15 protein-coding genes are annotated in these 16,267 nt (G+C 68.6%); 6 read left to right on the top strand and 9 right to left on the bottom strand.

The window, feature by feature from the left end:
* Window positions 1-17 precede the first annotated feature (17 nt).
* Both CFB34_RS03290 and plcR read right to left on the bottom strand, forming a co-directional pair.
* Window positions 18-1,394 (bottom strand): pectin acetylesterase-family hydrolase, encoded by a 1,377-nt coding sequence (locus tag CFB34_RS03290; RefSeq protein WP_089443613.1) that lies wholly within the window; start codon window positions 1,392-1,394, stop codon window positions 18-20.
* 66 nt (window positions 1,395-1,460) lie between these two features.
* The gene (gene plcR, locus CFB34_RS03295; RefSeq protein ID WP_089443614.1) at window positions 1,461-2,180 is read right to left on the bottom strand and encodes a phospholipase C accessory protein PlcR; all 720 of its coding nucleotides are present in this window, start codon (window positions 2,178-2,180) and stop codon (window positions 1,461-1,463) included.
* 430 nt (window positions 2,181-2,610) lie between these two features.
* On the opposite strand from plcR, the gene CFB34_RS03300 reads away from it, so the two are divergent.
* The 5 genes from CFB34_RS03300 to CFB34_RS03320 all read left to right on the top strand — a co-directional run bounded on the left by CFB34_RS03300 (window position 2,611) and on the right by CFB34_RS03320 (window position 8,974).
* Window positions 2,611-3,837 (top strand): amino acid deaminase/aldolase, encoded by a 1,227-nt coding sequence (locus CFB34_RS03300; RefSeq protein ID WP_089443615.1) that lies wholly within the window; start codon window positions 2,611-2,613, stop codon window positions 3,835-3,837.
* A 75-nt stretch (window positions 3,838-3,912) separates the two neighbouring features.
* Entirely contained in the window at window positions 3,913-5,331 is a 1,419-nt protein-coding gene (locus CFB34_RS03305) for a D-arabinono-1,4-lactone oxidase (protein ID WP_089443616.1), read from the top strand.
* Window positions 5,328-6,518, top strand: a complete 1,191-nt coding sequence (locus CFB34_RS03310) for an MFS transporter (protein WP_089443617.1) — start codon at window positions 5,328-5,330, stop codon at window positions 6,516-6,518. Before CFB34_RS03305 ends, CFB34_RS03310 begins: the two co-directional genes overlap by 4 nt.
* A gap of 136 nt (window positions 6,519-6,654) precedes the next feature.
* The gene (locus tag CFB34_RS03315; RefSeq protein ID WP_089443618.1) at window positions 6,655-7,851 is read left to right on the top strand and encodes a porin; all 1,197 of its coding nucleotides are present in this window, start codon (window positions 6,655-6,657) and stop codon (window positions 7,849-7,851) included.
* Between the two features lie 100 nt (window positions 7,852-7,951).
* A complete protein-coding gene (locus CFB34_RS03320; protein WP_089443619.1) occupies window positions 7,952-8,974 on the top strand; it encodes an AraC family transcriptional regulator in 1,023 nt (340 codons plus the stop codon).
* 78 nt (window positions 8,975-9,052) lie between these two features.
* Here CFB34_RS03320 and CFB34_RS03325 read toward each other — a convergent pair whose 3' ends face one another.
* From CFB34_RS03325 to CFB34_RS03350, 6 genes are all read right to left on the bottom strand, one after another.
* Window positions 9,053-9,958 (bottom strand): LysR family transcriptional regulator, encoded by a 906-nt coding sequence (locus CFB34_RS03325; protein WP_089443620.1) that lies wholly within the window; start codon window positions 9,956-9,958, stop codon window positions 9,053-9,055.
* A 76-nt stretch (window positions 9,959-10,034) separates the two neighbouring features.
* Entirely contained in the window at window positions 10,035-11,279 is a 1,245-nt protein-coding gene (locus tag CFB34_RS03330; RefSeq protein ID WP_089443621.1) for an acyl-CoA dehydrogenase family protein, read from the bottom strand.
* A 33-nt stretch (window positions 11,280-11,312) separates the two neighbouring features.
* Complete coding sequence (locus tag CFB34_RS03335) at window positions 11,313-12,071, bottom strand: glucose 1-dehydrogenase (protein ID WP_089443622.1); 759 nt, start codon at window positions 12,069-12,071, stop codon at window positions 11,313-11,315.
* A gap of 7 nt (window positions 12,072-12,078) precedes the next feature.
* The gene (locus CFB34_RS03340) at window positions 12,079-12,843 is read right to left on the bottom strand and encodes an SDR family oxidoreductase (protein WP_089443623.1); all 765 of its coding nucleotides are present in this window, start codon (window positions 12,841-12,843) and stop codon (window positions 12,079-12,081) included.
* A gap of 58 nt (window positions 12,844-12,901) precedes the next feature.
* Window positions 12,902-13,933, bottom strand: coding sequence for a phosphotransferase (locus tag CFB34_RS03345; protein ID WP_089443624.1), 1,032 nt, complete (start codon window positions 13,931-13,933; stop codon window positions 12,902-12,904).
* Window positions 13,934-13,952: 19 nt separating this feature from the next.
* Window positions 13,953-14,627, bottom strand: a complete 675-nt coding sequence (locus CFB34_RS03350; protein WP_089443625.1) for a histidine phosphatase family protein — start codon at window positions 14,625-14,627, stop codon at window positions 13,953-13,955.
* A 208-nt stretch (window positions 14,628-14,835) separates the two neighbouring features.
* Here CFB34_RS03350 and CFB34_RS03355 point away from each other — a divergent pair, with 208 nt between their 5' ends.
* Complete coding sequence (locus tag CFB34_RS03355) at window positions 14,836-14,991, top strand: DUF3309 family protein (protein WP_089443626.1); 156 nt, start codon at window positions 14,836-14,838, stop codon at window positions 14,989-14,991.
* Window positions 14,992-15,165: 174 nt separating this feature from the next.
* On the opposite strand, the gene CFB34_RS03360 is transcribed toward CFB34_RS03355, so the two are convergent.
* The gene (locus tag CFB34_RS03360; protein ID WP_089443777.1) at window positions 15,166-16,179 is read right to left on the bottom strand and encodes an NAD(P)H-quinone oxidoreductase; all 1,014 of its coding nucleotides are present in this window, start codon (window positions 16,177-16,179) and stop codon (window positions 15,166-15,168) included.
* Between the last annotated feature and the right edge of the window lie 88 nt (window positions 16,180-16,267).

The following is a 16,267-nucleotide window of genomic DNA, read 5'->3' on the forward strand; positions in this document are numbered from 1 at the left end:
CGAACCGCCGCTTCGCTTCACGCCCGGTGCCCCGAGATCGGCCCCGCTTCGCCGGTCAGGTTGAAGATGCTGTCGATCCACGCCAGAAACGTCGAGAACGTGAAATCCGACCCCTGCTGCGTGCGGAACGCCTTCATCACCGGCGTATCGGCCGGGTCCTGCTGGTTCAGCAGGTTGTCGACGAAGGTGCCGATATCCGCGTCGATGCCGCGCTCGTGGATCCCCGACCCGGTGAAGCTGACCGCCGTCACCTGATGGTTGTCGATGAAGTCGTTGCGCGCCCACGGCATGAAGTAGCCGAAGTTCGGCAACGGGTTCAGCGTCTGCTTCAACCCGTCCAGTTCCTGGGCGAACATCGCGAGCGACAGCGTATCCTTCGTCGCGTCGTCGGGCGCCGCGATCACGGCCGGCACGAACGCGCGATAGTGATACGCGGCGATGATCTTGTCGCGCTGGTAGCTCGAGAAGCCGAAGCGGTCGTGCGGAAATGTCGCCGACAGCGCCGCATACGCGCTCCCCATGTTGCCCGGATCGAAATGGCGGGTCAGCCGGCTGTTCACGGTGATCATCCCGTCGGGGCCCGTCATCCCCCACTCGGTGCGCACGCGGTCGTACAGGCCGACCGACGGATGCGTGGCCGCGTCCGCATCGAACGGCGTGTTGAAGACCGTACCGGCGTCGTCGAGCAGCGAACTATGCGCCTGCGGCTGCAGCGTGTTGCGCAGCGTCGCGTAGTTCGCGAGCGTGCCGTAGCCGCCCGCGCTCATCCCGTACACCAGCAGCCGGTTCGGCTTGCCGAAGCCGTGCGACGTCAGCCACTGCGCGACGGCCTGGATGTTCTTCAGCCCGCTGTAGTGCTGCAATCGCCAGTCGCCGCTTGGCGACGTGTAGTTGCGCACCGCGCTGCCCATGTGGATATCTCCGGTGCAATAGGGCACGAAAACCTGTGTCCACTGCTGCGTCTCGACCTTTGGTTCGCCGACGAGAATATGCGCGAGATCCATCCGCGTGAGCAGTGGCGACAGGAACGACGACAACAGGCTCTGGTTCGCGGTGCCGTTCATGTAGTTGTGCGGAATGCCGTCCGGGTTGAAGCCGCCGAGGCCGGCCTCGGCGCCGGTCGACGTCTGCGTGCAGGTGCCGTAGTCCCAGCACGCGCCGCCCGGCTCCATCATGTACAGCAGGTTGTCCGACTGCGCACGATTGATGTAGAACCGCATCGGCGTGCCGTTGCCGCACGATGCACCGGTGCTCTCCGGCAACGTCACTTCGTACCACGAATAATACGGAATCGACGGATCCGGCATCGTTGTATCGGCGGCGTGGCCGTTCAGTGCCGCGCAACCGAGCAGCGTGGCAACGGCCGCGCGCAGCAGGCTTCGTGCTGTGGACATCTCCCCTCCTTGTCGATGGACATGACGCCGCCGCCGGGCTTCGCCTCGGCGTCGCGGATTCGGCGCTCAGTGCACGCCGGACGGTGAAGCACCGTCGAACAGCTGGACCCGCAACGCCTGCAGGCGCTGCGCGATGACGGCTTGTTGCTGATCGGGATCGGGAATGCTCGCCTGAACCTGCCGGACGACGTCACGGCTCTGCTGTGCGTACGAGCGATAGCGCGGGTCCTGCGCCGGCGACGGGCCGACCGTCTGCTGCGCGTAGGTGTCCCATTGCGCACGCATCGACCGGATCGCCGCGCCGCGCGTCGCGGGATCGGCTTCGGTATCGGTGAGCAGCGCCGCGCTCAGCGCCTCGGCCTGCACCGGCACGATCTCGTTGCGCGCGACATGATCGGGGAGTGCGTCGAGAATCCGGTGCGCGAGCGCAGCGCGCTCGGCTGGCGGCATGCTGTTGCGGCGATCCCCATACGCGGCAACCTCGTCGCGAAAGCGCGCGAACGCGACGATGCGTTTCACTTCGGCATCCGCATCGGGGCGCCCCGCGAGGCTGCGGCGCAGCGCGTCGACGTCGAGCCGCCGCTCCTCGGGGCCGGGCGTCGCGGCACCGGTGCCGGTACCGAACGTATCGGCTGTGCCTGGCTGCGCGCTCGCCGTCGTAGTCGTTGCGCCGGACGATGCGGCTTGCGCCGGTGTCGCCGCTTCATACCGCCAGACTGCAACGACGACCACGCCGATCGCCGCGATCGCGCCCGTGCGCCGCCAGCGTGCCCTGTTCTTCTTCACGTCGCCTCCTCGTCACGTCATGCCGTTCTTCGCCGGTGCATCCGCGAGTAGGTTCTAGGTCGAATCCGGCAGGCAGTCAAAAGCGGCACTAGAACGCCGGCACTAAACCTGCTCGCAGCGGCCGCGTCCCGCAAGCCGTTTGAAACGCATTGCGTGATCGATCGGCCAGGCGCGCGATGTCGCGCGTCACGCCCGTCCGGCGGCGGTTCGGGCCGACACGTACCGTGTGCGCCGCGACGCCAAGCAAGCGGCGATCCAGCCGCACGGCGCGCGAGGGTCACACACGGGCGTGACCGATACGGATGGCCGGATAAGACCCGTCGAACGACCCGCTGAGCGCTTGGTCGTCATTTTGGCCAGCCCTATGCTGGTTTCCGACACGCGCCGAACGGTCGGCGCGACGCCCACCCCACCCAGCCGAGCCCGTTCCATGAGCCGTGCAGACCTTCCGCATCGCGCACCCGCCGCCGTCCACGACTATCCGACCTATCGCGACGCGCTCGCGGGCCGCCGGCTACCTGCCGCATTCGTCGACCTCGACTGCCTCGACGCGAACCTTGCCGACCTGAAGCGCCGCGCACGCGGCCTGCCGATCCGGCTCGCGACGAAGTCGGTGCGCTCGCGCGAACTGATCGGCGCGGTGCTCGCCGCCGGCCCGTTCATGCAGGGGCTGCTGTGCTACTCGGCCGCGGAAGCCGCGTGGCTCGCGGACGGCGGGTTCGACGACATCGTCGTCGCGTATCCGACCGTCGAGCCCGACGACCTGCGCGCGGTGGCCACGCAGCTCAGGCGCGGCCGTTCGATCACGCTGATGGTCGACGACCCCGCGCAGGTCGACGCGATCGATCGCATCGCCCACGACGAGCGCGTGACGATCCCGCTCGCGATCGATCTCGACATGTCGTCCGCGTATCCGGGCCTGTACTTCGGCATGTACCGCTCGCCGGTGCGCGACGCGGCCGGCGCACTCGCGCTCGCGCACCGCATCGCCGAGCGGCAGCACGTGCGGCTCGACGGACTGATGGGCTATGAAGGACAGATCGCCGGCGTGGCCGACACGGAGCCGGGCAGCGGCGCACGCAACGCACTGGTGCGGCACCTGAAGCGCCGCTCGGCGCGCGAGATCAACGCGCGCCGCCAGGCGGCCGTGCAAGCGCTCGCGGCCGCTGGCCACGCGCTGCGCTTCGTGAACGGCGGCGGCACCGGCAGCATCGAGAGCACGCTCGGCGACGCGTCGGTCACCGAGCTCGCGGCCGGCTCCGGCCTCTACGCGCCGGCGCTGTTCGATCACTACGCGGCGTTTCATGCGCAGCCGGCCGCCGGCTTCGCGCTGCCGGTCGTGCGGATCCCACAGCCGGGCATCGTGACCTGCTCGGGCGGCGGCTATGTCGCATCGGGCCCGGCCGGCAAGAGCCGCCTGCCGCGGCCGTGGCTGCCGGCCGGCTGCACGCTGATCGACAACGAAGGCGCGGGCGAAGTGCAGACGCCCGTACGTGTGCCGCGCGGCGTCGCACCGGCGATCGGCGACCCGATCCTGTTCCGCCACGCGAAGGCCGGCGAACTGTGCGAACGCTTCAACGCGTTGCTGCTGATCCGCGGCGGCCGCGTGGTCGGCGAGGCGCCCACCTATCGCGGCGAAGGCAAGAGCTTTTTCTAGCGGGCCGCGCGGCCCATCGTTCAAAACCGGTCAACCCGTTCAACCTATTCAAACGACAACCACGGAGACAAAGCCATGTGGCGCAACTGGTCGGGATATGTCTGCAGTCCTGATGCAACCGTGTCGACGCCTGCGTCGCCCGCCGGGCTCGCGGCCGTGCTGCGCGACGCGGCGGCCGCCGGCGCCACCGTGCGCGCGGCCGGCGCCGGTCATTCGTTCTCGCCGCTCGTGCAGACCGACGACGTGATCCTGTCGCTCGACGCGATGCAGGGCGTGATCGACGTCGACCGCGACCGGCGCGTCGCGCGCGTGCATGCCGGCACGCGGCTGTGGGCGCTGGGCCCGGCGCTCGCCGCGCACGGCCTCGCGATGGAGAACCTCGGCGACATCAACGTGCAGTCGATCGCCGGCGCGACCAGCACCGGCACGCACGGCACCGGCATCACGCTCGGCAACCTGTCGACGCAGATCGACAGCCTGACCTTCATGTGCGCGGACGGCAGCGAGATCCGCGCGAGCGCCGACACGCATCCCGACCTGTTCGCCGGCGGCCGGATCGGGCTCGGCGCGCTCGGCGTGCTGACGGAGATCGGCCTGCGCCTCGTGCCCGCGTTCAAGCTGCGCCTCGAGCGCGGCGGGATGAATCTCGACGACTGCCTCGCGCAAACGGATGCGCTGATCGCGAAGCATCGCTCGTTCGAGTTCTACTGGTTCCCGCATACGGACACCGTGCTGACCAAGGCGTGGGACATGACCGACGAGCCGGCCGACGCAGTGCACTGGGCAAGCCGTGCATCCGAATCGTTCCTCGAGAACACGGTGTTCGGCGCGCTGTGCGGGCTCGGCCGGCGCGTGCCGTCGCTGTGCCCGGCGCTGAGCCGGCTGTGCGCATCGACGGTGTCGGCCGGCCGGCACGTGGAGGCGAGCTACGCGATGCTGTCGACGGTGCGCCGCGTGCGCTTCAACGAAATGGAATGGTCGGTGCCGGCCGAGCGCGGCGCCGATGCGCTGCGCGAGATCCGCGCGTTCATCGCGCGCCGCAGCTTCCCGCTGATGTTCCCGCTCGAATACCGCTGGGTGCGCGGCGACGACATCTGGCTGAGCCCCGACTACGGCCGCGACAGCGTGCGCATCTCGGTGCACCAGTATCGCGGGATGCCGTTCGACGCGTACTTCTCGGGCGTGCAGGCGATCTGCCGCAATCACGGCGGGCGGCCGCACTGGGGCAAGGTGCATGCGATGAAGGCCGCCGAGCTGGCCGCGTGCTATCCGCACTGGGACGATTTCCTCGCATTGCGCGAACGGATGGACCCGCACGGCCGCTTCCTGACGCCGTACCTGCGCACGCTGTTCGGCCTGCCGCCACGCGCGAGTGCAAGTACACGCGCAGCCTCAGCCGCCCGCGCCATGCCGGCCCGCCGAGGGACACACCCGATGCACGAAACGGCCGGCATCGCACATGATCGGCCGCGATCCAACCAGGAGGCCTCGTGAGCACCGCCACCCTGCATGCCGCCGCGCAGTCGCGCCCCGATCCGTCGACTGGCGCCGTCGTTCGTCTCGCGTTCGCGTTCGCCGCGGCCACCAACGGCCTGATCCTGTCGCCGTTCCTCGTCGCGGCCGTGATGACGCGCTTCCGGCTCGACGAAGGCACCGCGACCGCGCTCGTCAGCGCGGAGATCCTCGGCATCGCGATCAGTTGCGCGCTGCTGTCGCACCGGATCGCGCGCGCCGCGCGGCCGTTCACGCTGGCCGGCCTCATCGGCACGCTCGCCGGGCAGGCGCTGAGCGCGGTCGCGCCCGGCATCGTGTCCGCGGCGCTCGCGCGCGGGATGACGGGGCTGTTCGAAGGGATGCTGTTCGTCGTCGTCGCGTCCGGCGTGTCGCAGCGCGCGTCGACCGACCGCCTGTGGGGGCAAATCAACCTGCTCGCGGGCGTCATCAACGGCGGCATCCTCGTGCTGATCTCCGCGTTGCCGCCCGGCTGGCTCGAGCGCGGGGTGTTCGCGCTGCTGGCGGCCGTCGTCGCCGTGCTGGCGCCCGCGATCCGCGGCATCGACGCATTCGCGAGCGCCCCCGCGCAGACCCACGTGCGCGCCGGCACGCTGCCGTGGCGGCCGGTGATCGCGATCTGGATCGTGACGGCGCTCGTCTATGGCGTGCAGGCGTCGCAATGGGCGATCGCCGGCTTCGTCGGCGAACGTGCCGGGCTGTCTCCGACGACGATCGGCGTGCTGCTGTCGGTGTCGTCGCTGCTCGGCTTCGTCGGCGCGGCGATTCCGTCGCATCCGGCCAGCCACAAGCACCGCCTCGCGCTGATCTGGGCCGCGCAGCTCGCGATGATCGCGTCGATCGAATGGTTCTTCCGCGCGCGCGGCGGCAGCGCGTACTTCCTGAGCCAGTTCGTGCTGAACAGCGCGTTCTTCGTGATCGTGCCGTTCCTCACCGGGATGCTGTCCGACGTCGACCCGGACGGCTCGCTGGTCGCACGCACGCTCGTCGTCACGTTCTTCGCGGCCGGCATCGGCACCGCGCTGTCGGGCGCGCTGCTCGGCCGCTTCGGCGGCGCGCGCGTCGCCCACGTGCTGTGCGTGGCGGTGCTGGCCGCTGCCCCATTCGTGCGGCTTGCGCTGCGCCGCGCGGCGCCCGGCGCGGTGGCGCGCGCGTCGCCGTCGCCCTGACCGCAGTGCGTCACGCCGTGGCCGCGACGCACCACGAGATTGGCCGCCGCGGCCTTGGCCCGCGCAAATTTGGCTTTCTACAGTCGTTTCCGGCGGTACGCGCCGCCACCCCCTGCTCGATGCGGAGTCCAGAACAATGAATCGTCACGATAACGTTCGCGCCGCGTGCTGCGCGATGATGATCCTGGCCAGTACCGGCGCGCACGCGCAAAGCAACGTGACGCTGTATGGCGTGATCGATGCGGGCATCCGCTACGAAACCCACGGCGTGTCCTACGGCGCCGACGGCGCGCCGGTGTCGACGGGCCGCAAGATCTCGATGGCGGACGGCGGCGGCCTGACGGAGAGCTACTGGGGCCTCAAGGGGCAGGAGGATCTCGGCGGCGGGCTGTCCGCGCAGTTCAACGTGGAAAGCCACTTCGGCCCGAACAGCGGCGCGATCGTGCCGGCCGGCTCGCCGAACTTCTTCGAGGTCGCGTACGTGGGGCTCACGTCGACGTCGCTCGGCCAGCTCGCGCTCGGCCGCCAGTACAACGTGCCGTTCGAGATGGTGTCGCTGACCTACGGCTCGAACCTGTGGGCCGGCCCGCAGGACCCGTACTTCAACCTGTTCAAGCCCGAGCAGACGATGCTCGCGGGCTCGCGCACCAGCAACATGATCCAGTACGGCGCGCAGCTCGGCAGCCTGTACCTGCTCGCGCAGTACGCGCCGGGCGGCCACGCGGGCGGCGGCGTGCTGGGCGGCCAGGCCGGTGCGGCAATCGCGTATGCGCCGGACAAGGGGCCGTTCACGGTCGGCGCGTCGTTCATGCGCAGCTGGGACGACGTCACGCACGCGAAATTCGATATCTACGGCGGCGGCGGCTCGGTCACGCTCGGCAATGCGACCGTCAACGCCGGCTATATCGAGAACGCGCGCGACAACGACTTCACGTCGTTCGGGAACGGCCCGTTCAGCCCGACCGATCTCGCCGCGCTCGGCATCATCTCGCCCGCGCAGGTGGCCGATCCGTCGACGCCCGGCGGGTTCCGGCGCCGCAAGATGGCGCTCGCGGGGCTGACCTACCGGTTCACGCCGGCGTTCACGGCCGCCGTCAACGCGTGGTGGACCACGCAGTCGGGCTACACGTCGGACTTCGACGGCCGCGCGCGCCAGTTCCAGGTGATCGCCGGCTACAGCCTGTCGAAGCGCAGCATGCTCTACGCGGAAGTCGACTACGCGATCTATCGCGGCGGGCTGGTCGGCGCGCAGCTGGTCGGCATCAACGGACAGGCGCCGAGCACGAGCACCACGCAGCTCGGCGCGACGGTCGGCCTGCGCCACTACTTCTGACGCGGGGCCGCGCGGGATGTGGGCCATCGCGGCCGGGGCGGCGCCGGGTTTCCGGCCGGGCGGGACGAGTACAATCCATGGAAAAAAATACGGAGCATCCATGGACGAACCCGACCGTTATACGACGGCGAATCTGCCGGTCCATCTGTTGCGGTGCCTCGCGGAGACAAGCAAGGAACTGGGCATCGACCCCACGCGGCTGTGCCTCGGGCTCGGCTTCGACGTCGCGGACCTGTCGAATCCGTCATGCAGGATTTCCTTGCGGCAGGCGAGCACGATGATCCGCCGCGCGCTCGAGATGGCGCCGGGGCGGGCGCTCGGCCTCGAACTCGGCACGAGCGAGACGATCGCGTCGATCGGGCTGGTCGGCTATGCGATGCTGACGAGCCCGACGCTGAAGGACGCGATCGCGGTCGGGATGGAACTGCAGCGCCACACGGGGCCGCTGTTGCGCTTCGACGTGACGTCGGATGCACGCACGCTGTCGATCCGCGCGACCAACGTCTTCCTCGAACCCGACATCGAGGCGTTCCTCGTCGAGGAGGCGTTCGGCAGCTTCATGAAGATCGGGCGCTCGCTCGTCGGCCCCGCGTTCCAGCCGAAGGGCGTCGATCTCAGCTACCCGCCGCCGGCCTATGCGGAGCAATATGCGCGCGTGTTCCCGTGCCCGGTGCGGTTCGAACAGGAGCAGAACCTGTTCTCGTGCGACGCGGCGCTCGGCAACCGCCCGATCGCGACCCACGATCCGCTCGCGCATCGGCAGGCGCTCGAATTCCTGCAGGACGCGCTGCCGCCCGAACCCGAAGGCACGGAATTTCTCGAATCGATCGAACGGATCATGCGGCGCGACCTGCGGCACGCGCCATCGCTTGCCGAGATCGCCGCGCAGCTGTGCATGAGCGAGCGCACCCTCCGGCGGCGGCTCGCCGACCAGGGCGTGTCGTACCAGACGGTGATCGACACGATCCGCCGCAAGCGCGCATTCACGCTGCTGAGCAACCCGCGGCTGTCGATCGAGGACGTCGCGCACGAAGTCGGGTTCAGCGACGCGCACAACTTCCGGCGCGCGTTCAAGCGGTGGACGGGGCACGGGCCGAGAGAGGGACAGCGCACGGCGCCGTAACGGGCAAGGTTTCGACCGTGGCGGGCGGTGGCGCCGCACCGCTGCCGCATCTACCCGTTGACGTGGCCCGCACGCGCATCACTGCGCGTCGCCGATCCCGCCCATCAGCATCATCAGTTGCTCGCGCAGCCACCGGCTGCCCTGGTCCTGATCGGCGCTGCGATGCCAATAACAGAAGTATTCGAGGCCCGGCATCTCGAACGGCAGTTCGAGAATCCGCGCCGGATAGCGCTGCAGCAGCCGCAGCGGCGCCGTCAGCGCGAGATCGCCGCGCATCGCGATCAGCGGCGCGACCATGTAGTGCTGCACGCGCATCTGGATCGTGCGGCGCAGCCCGAGCCGCGTCAGCTCCGCGTCGACGTGCCCGCTGCCCTTGCGGCGGCTCGACACGTGGATGTGCCCCATCGCCAGGTAGTCGTCCATGGTGAGCGTGTCGCCCTTGAACGGGTGATCGTTGCGGATCATGCACGCATAGCGGTCGCGCACGAGCAGCGCCTGGTGCAGGTGCGGATCGCCGATCAGCGGCGCGTCGATCGCGAGGTCGACGGAGCCGTTGGCGAGCGCGGTCGCGACTTCGCGGCGGTCCATCGTGTAGCTGCGCACGTGCATGCCGGGCGCATGCGTCTGCAGCAGTTCGCCGAGCGCGGGCAGCAGCAGCGCCTCGGTCAGGTCGCTCATGCTCATCCGGAACACGCGCGTCGACGACGCCGGATCGAACACGTCGCCTTCGTGCGCGCTCGAATCGAGCAATTGCATCGCCTCGCGCACGCGGCCGACGATGTTCTCGGCCAGCGGCGTGGGCATCATCCCGGCCGGCGTGCTGACGAACAGCGGATCGTTCAGGGTCTTGCGCAGCCGCGCCAGCGCGTTGCTGACGGCCGGCTGCGTGAGGTTCAGCACCTCGGCCGCGCGCGTCAGGTTGCGCTTGGTGTAGATCGCGTCGAATACGACGAACAGGTTCAGGTCAATCTTCGAAAGGCGCATCGCCGGATCTCCTTGCCGGCATATTACGGCGTGCGCTTCCCGTTCGTCCACGGCCCTGCGCATCGTGGCGCGACGCTCAGCCGCGCAGCGGCGGCGTCAGGTACGCGGCCGTCGAACCCGGCTCGCCGTCCTTGATTTCCATCCGCGCGATCGCCTGCAGGTGCACCTCGTCCGGGCCGTCGGCGAAGCGCAGCGCGCGACCCCAGGTCCAGTGGTCGGCGAGCGGCGTATCGGGGCTCAACCCCGCCGCGCCGAACACCTGCATCGCGCGGTCGCACACGTCCGTATAGACGGTCGGCACCAGCGCCTTGATCATCGAGATTTCCTTGCGGGCAGCCTTCGCGCCGACCTTGTCGATCATCCATGCGGCCTTCAGCACGAGCAAACGCGCCTGCTCGATCTCGATGCGCGAGCGTGCGATCCATTCGCCGACCGTGCCGTGCTTGTTCAACGGCTTGCCGAACGCGACGCGCGACTGCGCGCGGTCGACCATCAGCTCCAGCGCAAGCTCGGCCGCGCCGATCGAGCGCATGCAGTGGTGGATGCGGCCCGGCCCGAGGCGAGCCTGCGCGAGCGCGAAGCCGCTGCCTTCCTCGCCGAGCAGGTTGCGCGCCGGCACGCGCACGTTGTCGAACGTGATCTCGCAGTGCCCTTCCGGCGCGTAGTGATTGACCACCGTGATGTTGCGCACGATCGTCACGCCCGGCGTGTCGCGCGGCACGAGGATCATGCTCTGCTGCTGGTGCGACGCGGCGTCGGGATCGGTCTTGCCCATCACGATGAGGATCTTGCAGTTCGGATGCGCGGCGTTCGTGATGAACCACTTGCGGCCGTTGATCACGTACTCGTCGCCCACGCGCTCGATGCGCGTCGTGATGTTCGTTGCATCCGACGACGCCACGTCGGGCTCCGTCATCGCGAACGCCGAGCGGATCTCGCCGCGCAAGAGCGGCTTCAGCCACTGTTCGCGCTGCTCGGGCGTCGCGAACATGTGCAGCAGCTCCATGTTGCCGGTGTCCGGCGCGTTGCAGTTGAACACTTCCGACGCCCAGCCCACCCGCCCCATGATCTCGGCGAGCGGCGCGTATTCGAGGTTCGTCAGGCCCATGCCGGGCTCGTCGTCCTTCAGGTGCGGCAGGAACAGGTTCCACAGCCCTTCCGCCTTCGCGCGCGCCTTCAGCTCCTCCATGAACGACACGGGATACTGGCCCGCGTGCACTTCCTCGTTCCACTGGCGAATGCGCGGCACGATGTGCGCATCCATGAACGCGCGCACGCGGCTGCGCAGTTCTTCCACTTTCGGGGTGTAGCCAAAATCCATGATCGACTCCTCGATTCCGTTCGTCCGGTTCGGTCAGAAGGCCGAGACACCGCCGTCGACGGCGACGGCCTGCCCGGTCAGATAAGTGTTTTCCTTCGCGCACAGCGTCAGCATCGTCGCGACGATTTCCTCGGGCCGGCCGAGCCGCTTCATCGGCGAGCCCTGCGCGAGAAAGTCCTGGCGGTCGCCGAGATCGCTGTCGGTGACCATCGGCGTCGTGCTGTAGAACGGGCACACCGCGTTCACGCGAATGCCGTGGCGCGCGTATTCGATGGCCGCCGTCTTCGTGAGCCCGACCACCGCATGCTTGGACGCCGCGTAGGCCGCCAGCTTCGGCGCGCCGCCGAGCCCGGCCATCGACGCGACGTTCAGGATCACGCCGGCGCGCTGCGCGAGCATCTGGCGGATCTGGTGCTTCATCCCGAAGAACACGCCCTTCGCGTTCACCGCGAAGCTCAGGTCGAGATCGGCTTCGTCGGTGTCGATCAGCGCCTTCATCGGCGGTGCGATGCCCGCGTTGTTGATGCCGACGTCGAGCCGGCCGAAACGCTCGGCCGCCGCCTGTACCAACGATGCGACCTCCGCCTCGACGCGCACGTCGCAGCGTTGCGCGATCACGTCGGCGCCGGCCGCACGCAGCGGCGCGGCCACGCGTTCGAGCGCGTCGGCGTTCAGGTCGCCGAGCGCGACGCGCGCGCCCATCGCGGCCAGCTCGCTCGCGAGCAACGCGCCGAAGCCGCTCGCGGCGCCGGTGATCATCACGGCTTGCCCGGCATAGCTGTCGATCTTCATCGCGCGCTCAGATCGTCAGGCCGCCGTCGACGACGATGCACTCGCCGTTCGTGTAGCTCGCCGCGTCCGACACGAGATACAGCACCGTGCCGGCCATTTCGCGCGGCTCCGCATGGCGGCGCAGCGGAATCTTGCCCATCCAGGTCTCGTAGATCTCCTTGTCGGCGAACAGCGCGCCCGCGAACTTCGTCTTCGTGAGCCCCGGCAGCAACGCGTTCACGCGGATACCGAGCGGCCCGCATTCCTTCGCGAACGCCTTCGTCATGTTGACGACCGCGGCCTTCGTGATCGAGTAGATGCCCTGCCGGTCGCCCGGCTGCAGCGCGTTCACCGACGCCGTGTTGACGATCGCGCCGCCGCCGTGCGTCTTCATCAGCTTGCCGGCCTCGACCGACATGAAGAAGTAGCCGCGGATGTTCACGTCGACCGTCTTCTCGTACGCGGCGAGGTCGGTATCGAGGATGTGCCCGAAATACGGGTTCGCGGCCGCGTTGTTCACGAGGATGTCGAGACGGCCGTGCTTGCTGCGGACGTGCTCGAACGTCGCGGCGATATCCTCGAGCCGCCCGACGTGGCAGGCCAGCGCCTCGGCGCGGCCGCCTGCCGCGACGATCTCGTCGGCCACGGTCTGGCAGTCGTCGAGCTTGCGGCTCGACACGATCACGTGCGCGCCCTGCTCCGCGAGCAGTTTCGCGATTTCCTCGCCGATGCCGCGGCTCGCGCCCGTCACCAGCGCGATCTTGCCCGTCAGGTCGAACAGATTCGTTGCCATGTTGCTGTGCTCCTCCTTTGATATGGTGTCCTGCCGCTGCCCGGTGAAACCGGCCGCTTCAGCGATGCGCGTCGATCACGCCGACGGCCAGTTCGGCGAGCCGCCCGGCCATCGCGCCGACGCGCAGCGCCTGCTCGCTCGACGCATTGCCCTGCAGCGCGCGCGCCTTCACGCCCTGCGCGATCGACGCGAGCCGGAAGAAACTGAACGCGAGGTAGAAGTGCCAGTCGCGGATCGGCTCGATGCCGCGCAGTTCGCAATAGCGCGCGACGATCGCCGCTTCGTCCGGCACGCCGAGTTCGGCGCGATCCTGGCCCGCGAGCCCGCGCACCTGCCCGCCCGACGGCAGCCGCAGGCACATGCAGAGATACGCGAGATCGGCGAGCGGATTGCCGAGCGTCGACAGTTCCCAGTCGAGCACGGCCTGCACGCGGTAGCTGTCGCGCGCGAACATCAGGTTGTCGATCCGGAAATCGCCATGCACCAGCGTCGGCCGGCCCGTGTCCTCCGGGCACGCCTTCGGCAGCCAGTCGATCAGCGTTTCCATCGCGTCGAGGCGCTCGGTTTCCGCCGCGCGGTACTGCTTTGTCCACACGCCGATCTGGCGCTCGAAGTAATTGCCGGGGCGGCCGTAGTCGGCGAGGCCCACTGCCTCGACATCGACGTCGTGCAACGCGGCCATCGTCTGCAGCAACGCGTCGTAGCAGGCCGCGCGATCGGCCTTCGGCAGTTCCGGCAATGCGGGGTCCCAGAAGATCCGGCCGTCCTCGTAGCTCATCACATAGAACAGGCTGCCGATCACGTCGCGGTCTTCGCAGAGGTGATACGGATGCGCGACCGGCACCGCGGTGCCCGACAGCGCGGTGAGCACGCGGAATTCGCGGTCGACCGCGTGCGCGGACTTCAGCAGTTCGCCCGGCGGCTGGCGGCGCAGCACGTAGCGGCCGCTCTTCGCGTGCAGCAGGAAAGTCGGATTCGACTGGCCGCCGGCAAACTTCTCCAAGTCGACCGGGCCTTCGAAGCCCGGCACGTGCGCTTCCAGATAGCGCGTGAGGCGGGCTACGTCGAGTTGCTGGGTAGGGTTCGTCATCGTCGCGATCGTTCGTGGGTCAGCCGTAGGTTCGCAGCGCGTGTCGTTCGGGATCCTCCAGATGCGGGATGCCGTTGAACGACGCGAGGTGGAACGCCTCGGCGTTGAAGAAAAACTGCGAAAGACTGCTGTTGCGGATCTGCAGGTTCAGCGCGATCGCGCTCGATGGCGGCGCGGCCAGCACCTGCTGCACGGTGACCGCGATCGGGCCGCCGGAACTCACCGCCAGCACGCGCTGGCCGCCGCCGTAGCGGATCGCCGCGCGGGCCTCGGCCACGCGCTGCTGGAAATGCGCCCAGGTCTCGGGGGCCGAATCGCCGAGCTTGTCTTCCGACCAGAGCTGCAGCACCTGCCGGAGCGCGCGGAAATGCTCTTTCATCGAGCCGGCCGCGAGGCGGGCGATGTCGGGGTAGTCGTGCGCGGCGGCCGCGAACAGGCCGTGGAAGTCGTATTCGTTCAGGCCCGGGTGGCGGTCGACCGGCGTGCCTTCGCGGCCCATCCCGCGCAGGATCGCGTCGACCGTCTGCGCGTGGCGGTTCAGCGTGCCGCAGATCACGCGGTCGAATGTGAGCGCTTGCTGCGCGAAGTATTCGCCGAGCCAGACGCCCTGCTGCTCGCCCGCCGCGGACAACCGGTCGTAGTCGTCCGTACCGAAGGACGCCTGCCCGTGCCGTACCAGAAAAAGTTCAGCCATCGCATGCCCGCCAGATCAGAAGGATTCAGCATAGGGGGCAGGGACGCATTTTTAAACTTTATTTTCTGAATCCTGGGGTATTCATTTCGTGAATCCATCCCGCGCCGGGCCTTGCCGCTGTTCGGCTCGCGCCGTCGCGGCACGCGCATTGCTCCCCTCACTCTCGGCGGGAGAACCGCGAAGTCCAATCCGTTCCAGGAGGGGTGCGATGCTCGGTACTATCCTTATCATCATTCTGATTCTCCTACTCATCGGTGCATTTCCTGCATGGCCCCACAGCCGAAGCTGGGGCTATTGGCCCTCGGGCTCCGTCGGGCTGGTCGTCGTCATTGTCGTGATACTGGTGCTGATGGGCCAGATCTGACGCAGCAGCGCGCCAGCCGGGCAGGCAGAGGCCCGTTTGAAACAATCGCTGCCGGCCATACCGGAACGTGCGCATACCCGCACCGGGATGGCCGGCAGGCGATTCACGGGCATGACGCGCATCGCATGCGATGCGTGTCAGCCCCGACGTCTGCCGGGCTGAAGCGCGGCCCGGTCACGCGGAATGCTTGCCGTCTGCGGCAAAAGCCGGCGTGCGCAGCACGATCTTGCCGATGTGGCGGCCGGAATCCATCAGCGTGTGCGCCGCGCTCGCGTCGCGCAGATCGAAGGTCTGGTAGACCTGCGGCTTCACCTTGCCCTGCCGGATCAGCGGCCACACGGCTTCCTCCAGCTCGCGGATGAGCTGCGCCTTCTCCGCGTAGGTACGCGAGCGCAGCGTCGAGCCGATGTGCGTGAGACGCTTGGTGAGCATCGGGAACAGGTCGAGCTCCTTCGCGGGCCCATTGATCACGCCGATCTGGACGATGCGGCCGTTCATCGCGGCCGCCGCGAAATTGCGTGCGACGTAGTCGCCGGCGATGATGTCGACGATCACGTCGACGCCCTTGCCGTCGGTGAAGCGCTTGACCGCATCGACGAAATCCTCGTTGCGGTATTCGATCGCGAGATCCGCGCCGAGCCGCAGGCTCGCGTCACGCTGCGCGTCCGAGCCCACCGTCGTGATGAGGGTCGACGCGCCGAACGCCTTCGCCAGCATCGTCGCGGTCGTGCCGATGCCCGACGCGCCGCCGTGAATCAGCACGCTGTCGCCGGCCGCGAACCCGCCGCGCTGGAACAGGTTCAGCCAGACCGTCATGAAGGTTTCGGGCAGCGCCGCGGCTTCCGTCATGTCGAGGCCGTCGGGAATCGCGAGCGTATTGCTCTCGTTCGCCACCGCGTATTCCGCGTAGCCGCCGCCCGGAATCAGCGCGCAGACTTCATCGCCGATCGCGAAGCGCGTGACGTCGCGGCCGACCGCGACGACTTCGCCGGCCACCTCGAGACCGGGAATGTCGGACGCGCCGGGCGGCGGGTCGTACAGCCCCTTGCGCTGGAATACATCGGGGCCGTTCACGCCGGCCGCATAAATGCGGATCAGCACTTCGTCGGGGCCCGGCGACGGCACGGGACGCGTGGTCGGCACGAGCACGTCGGGGCCGCCGGGACGCACGATTTCGATCGCCGTCATGCGGGCGGGCAGGGTTTTCACGTCATCAGTCACGATATGATCCTCAGCGTTCGTCGATGCGCGGCCGATTCGCGGAACCTCCTCGAAT

Source organism: Burkholderia sp. HI4860, assembly GCF_002223045.2.
Lineage (GTDB): Bacteria > Pseudomonadota > Gammaproteobacteria > Burkholderiales > Burkholderiaceae > Burkholderia.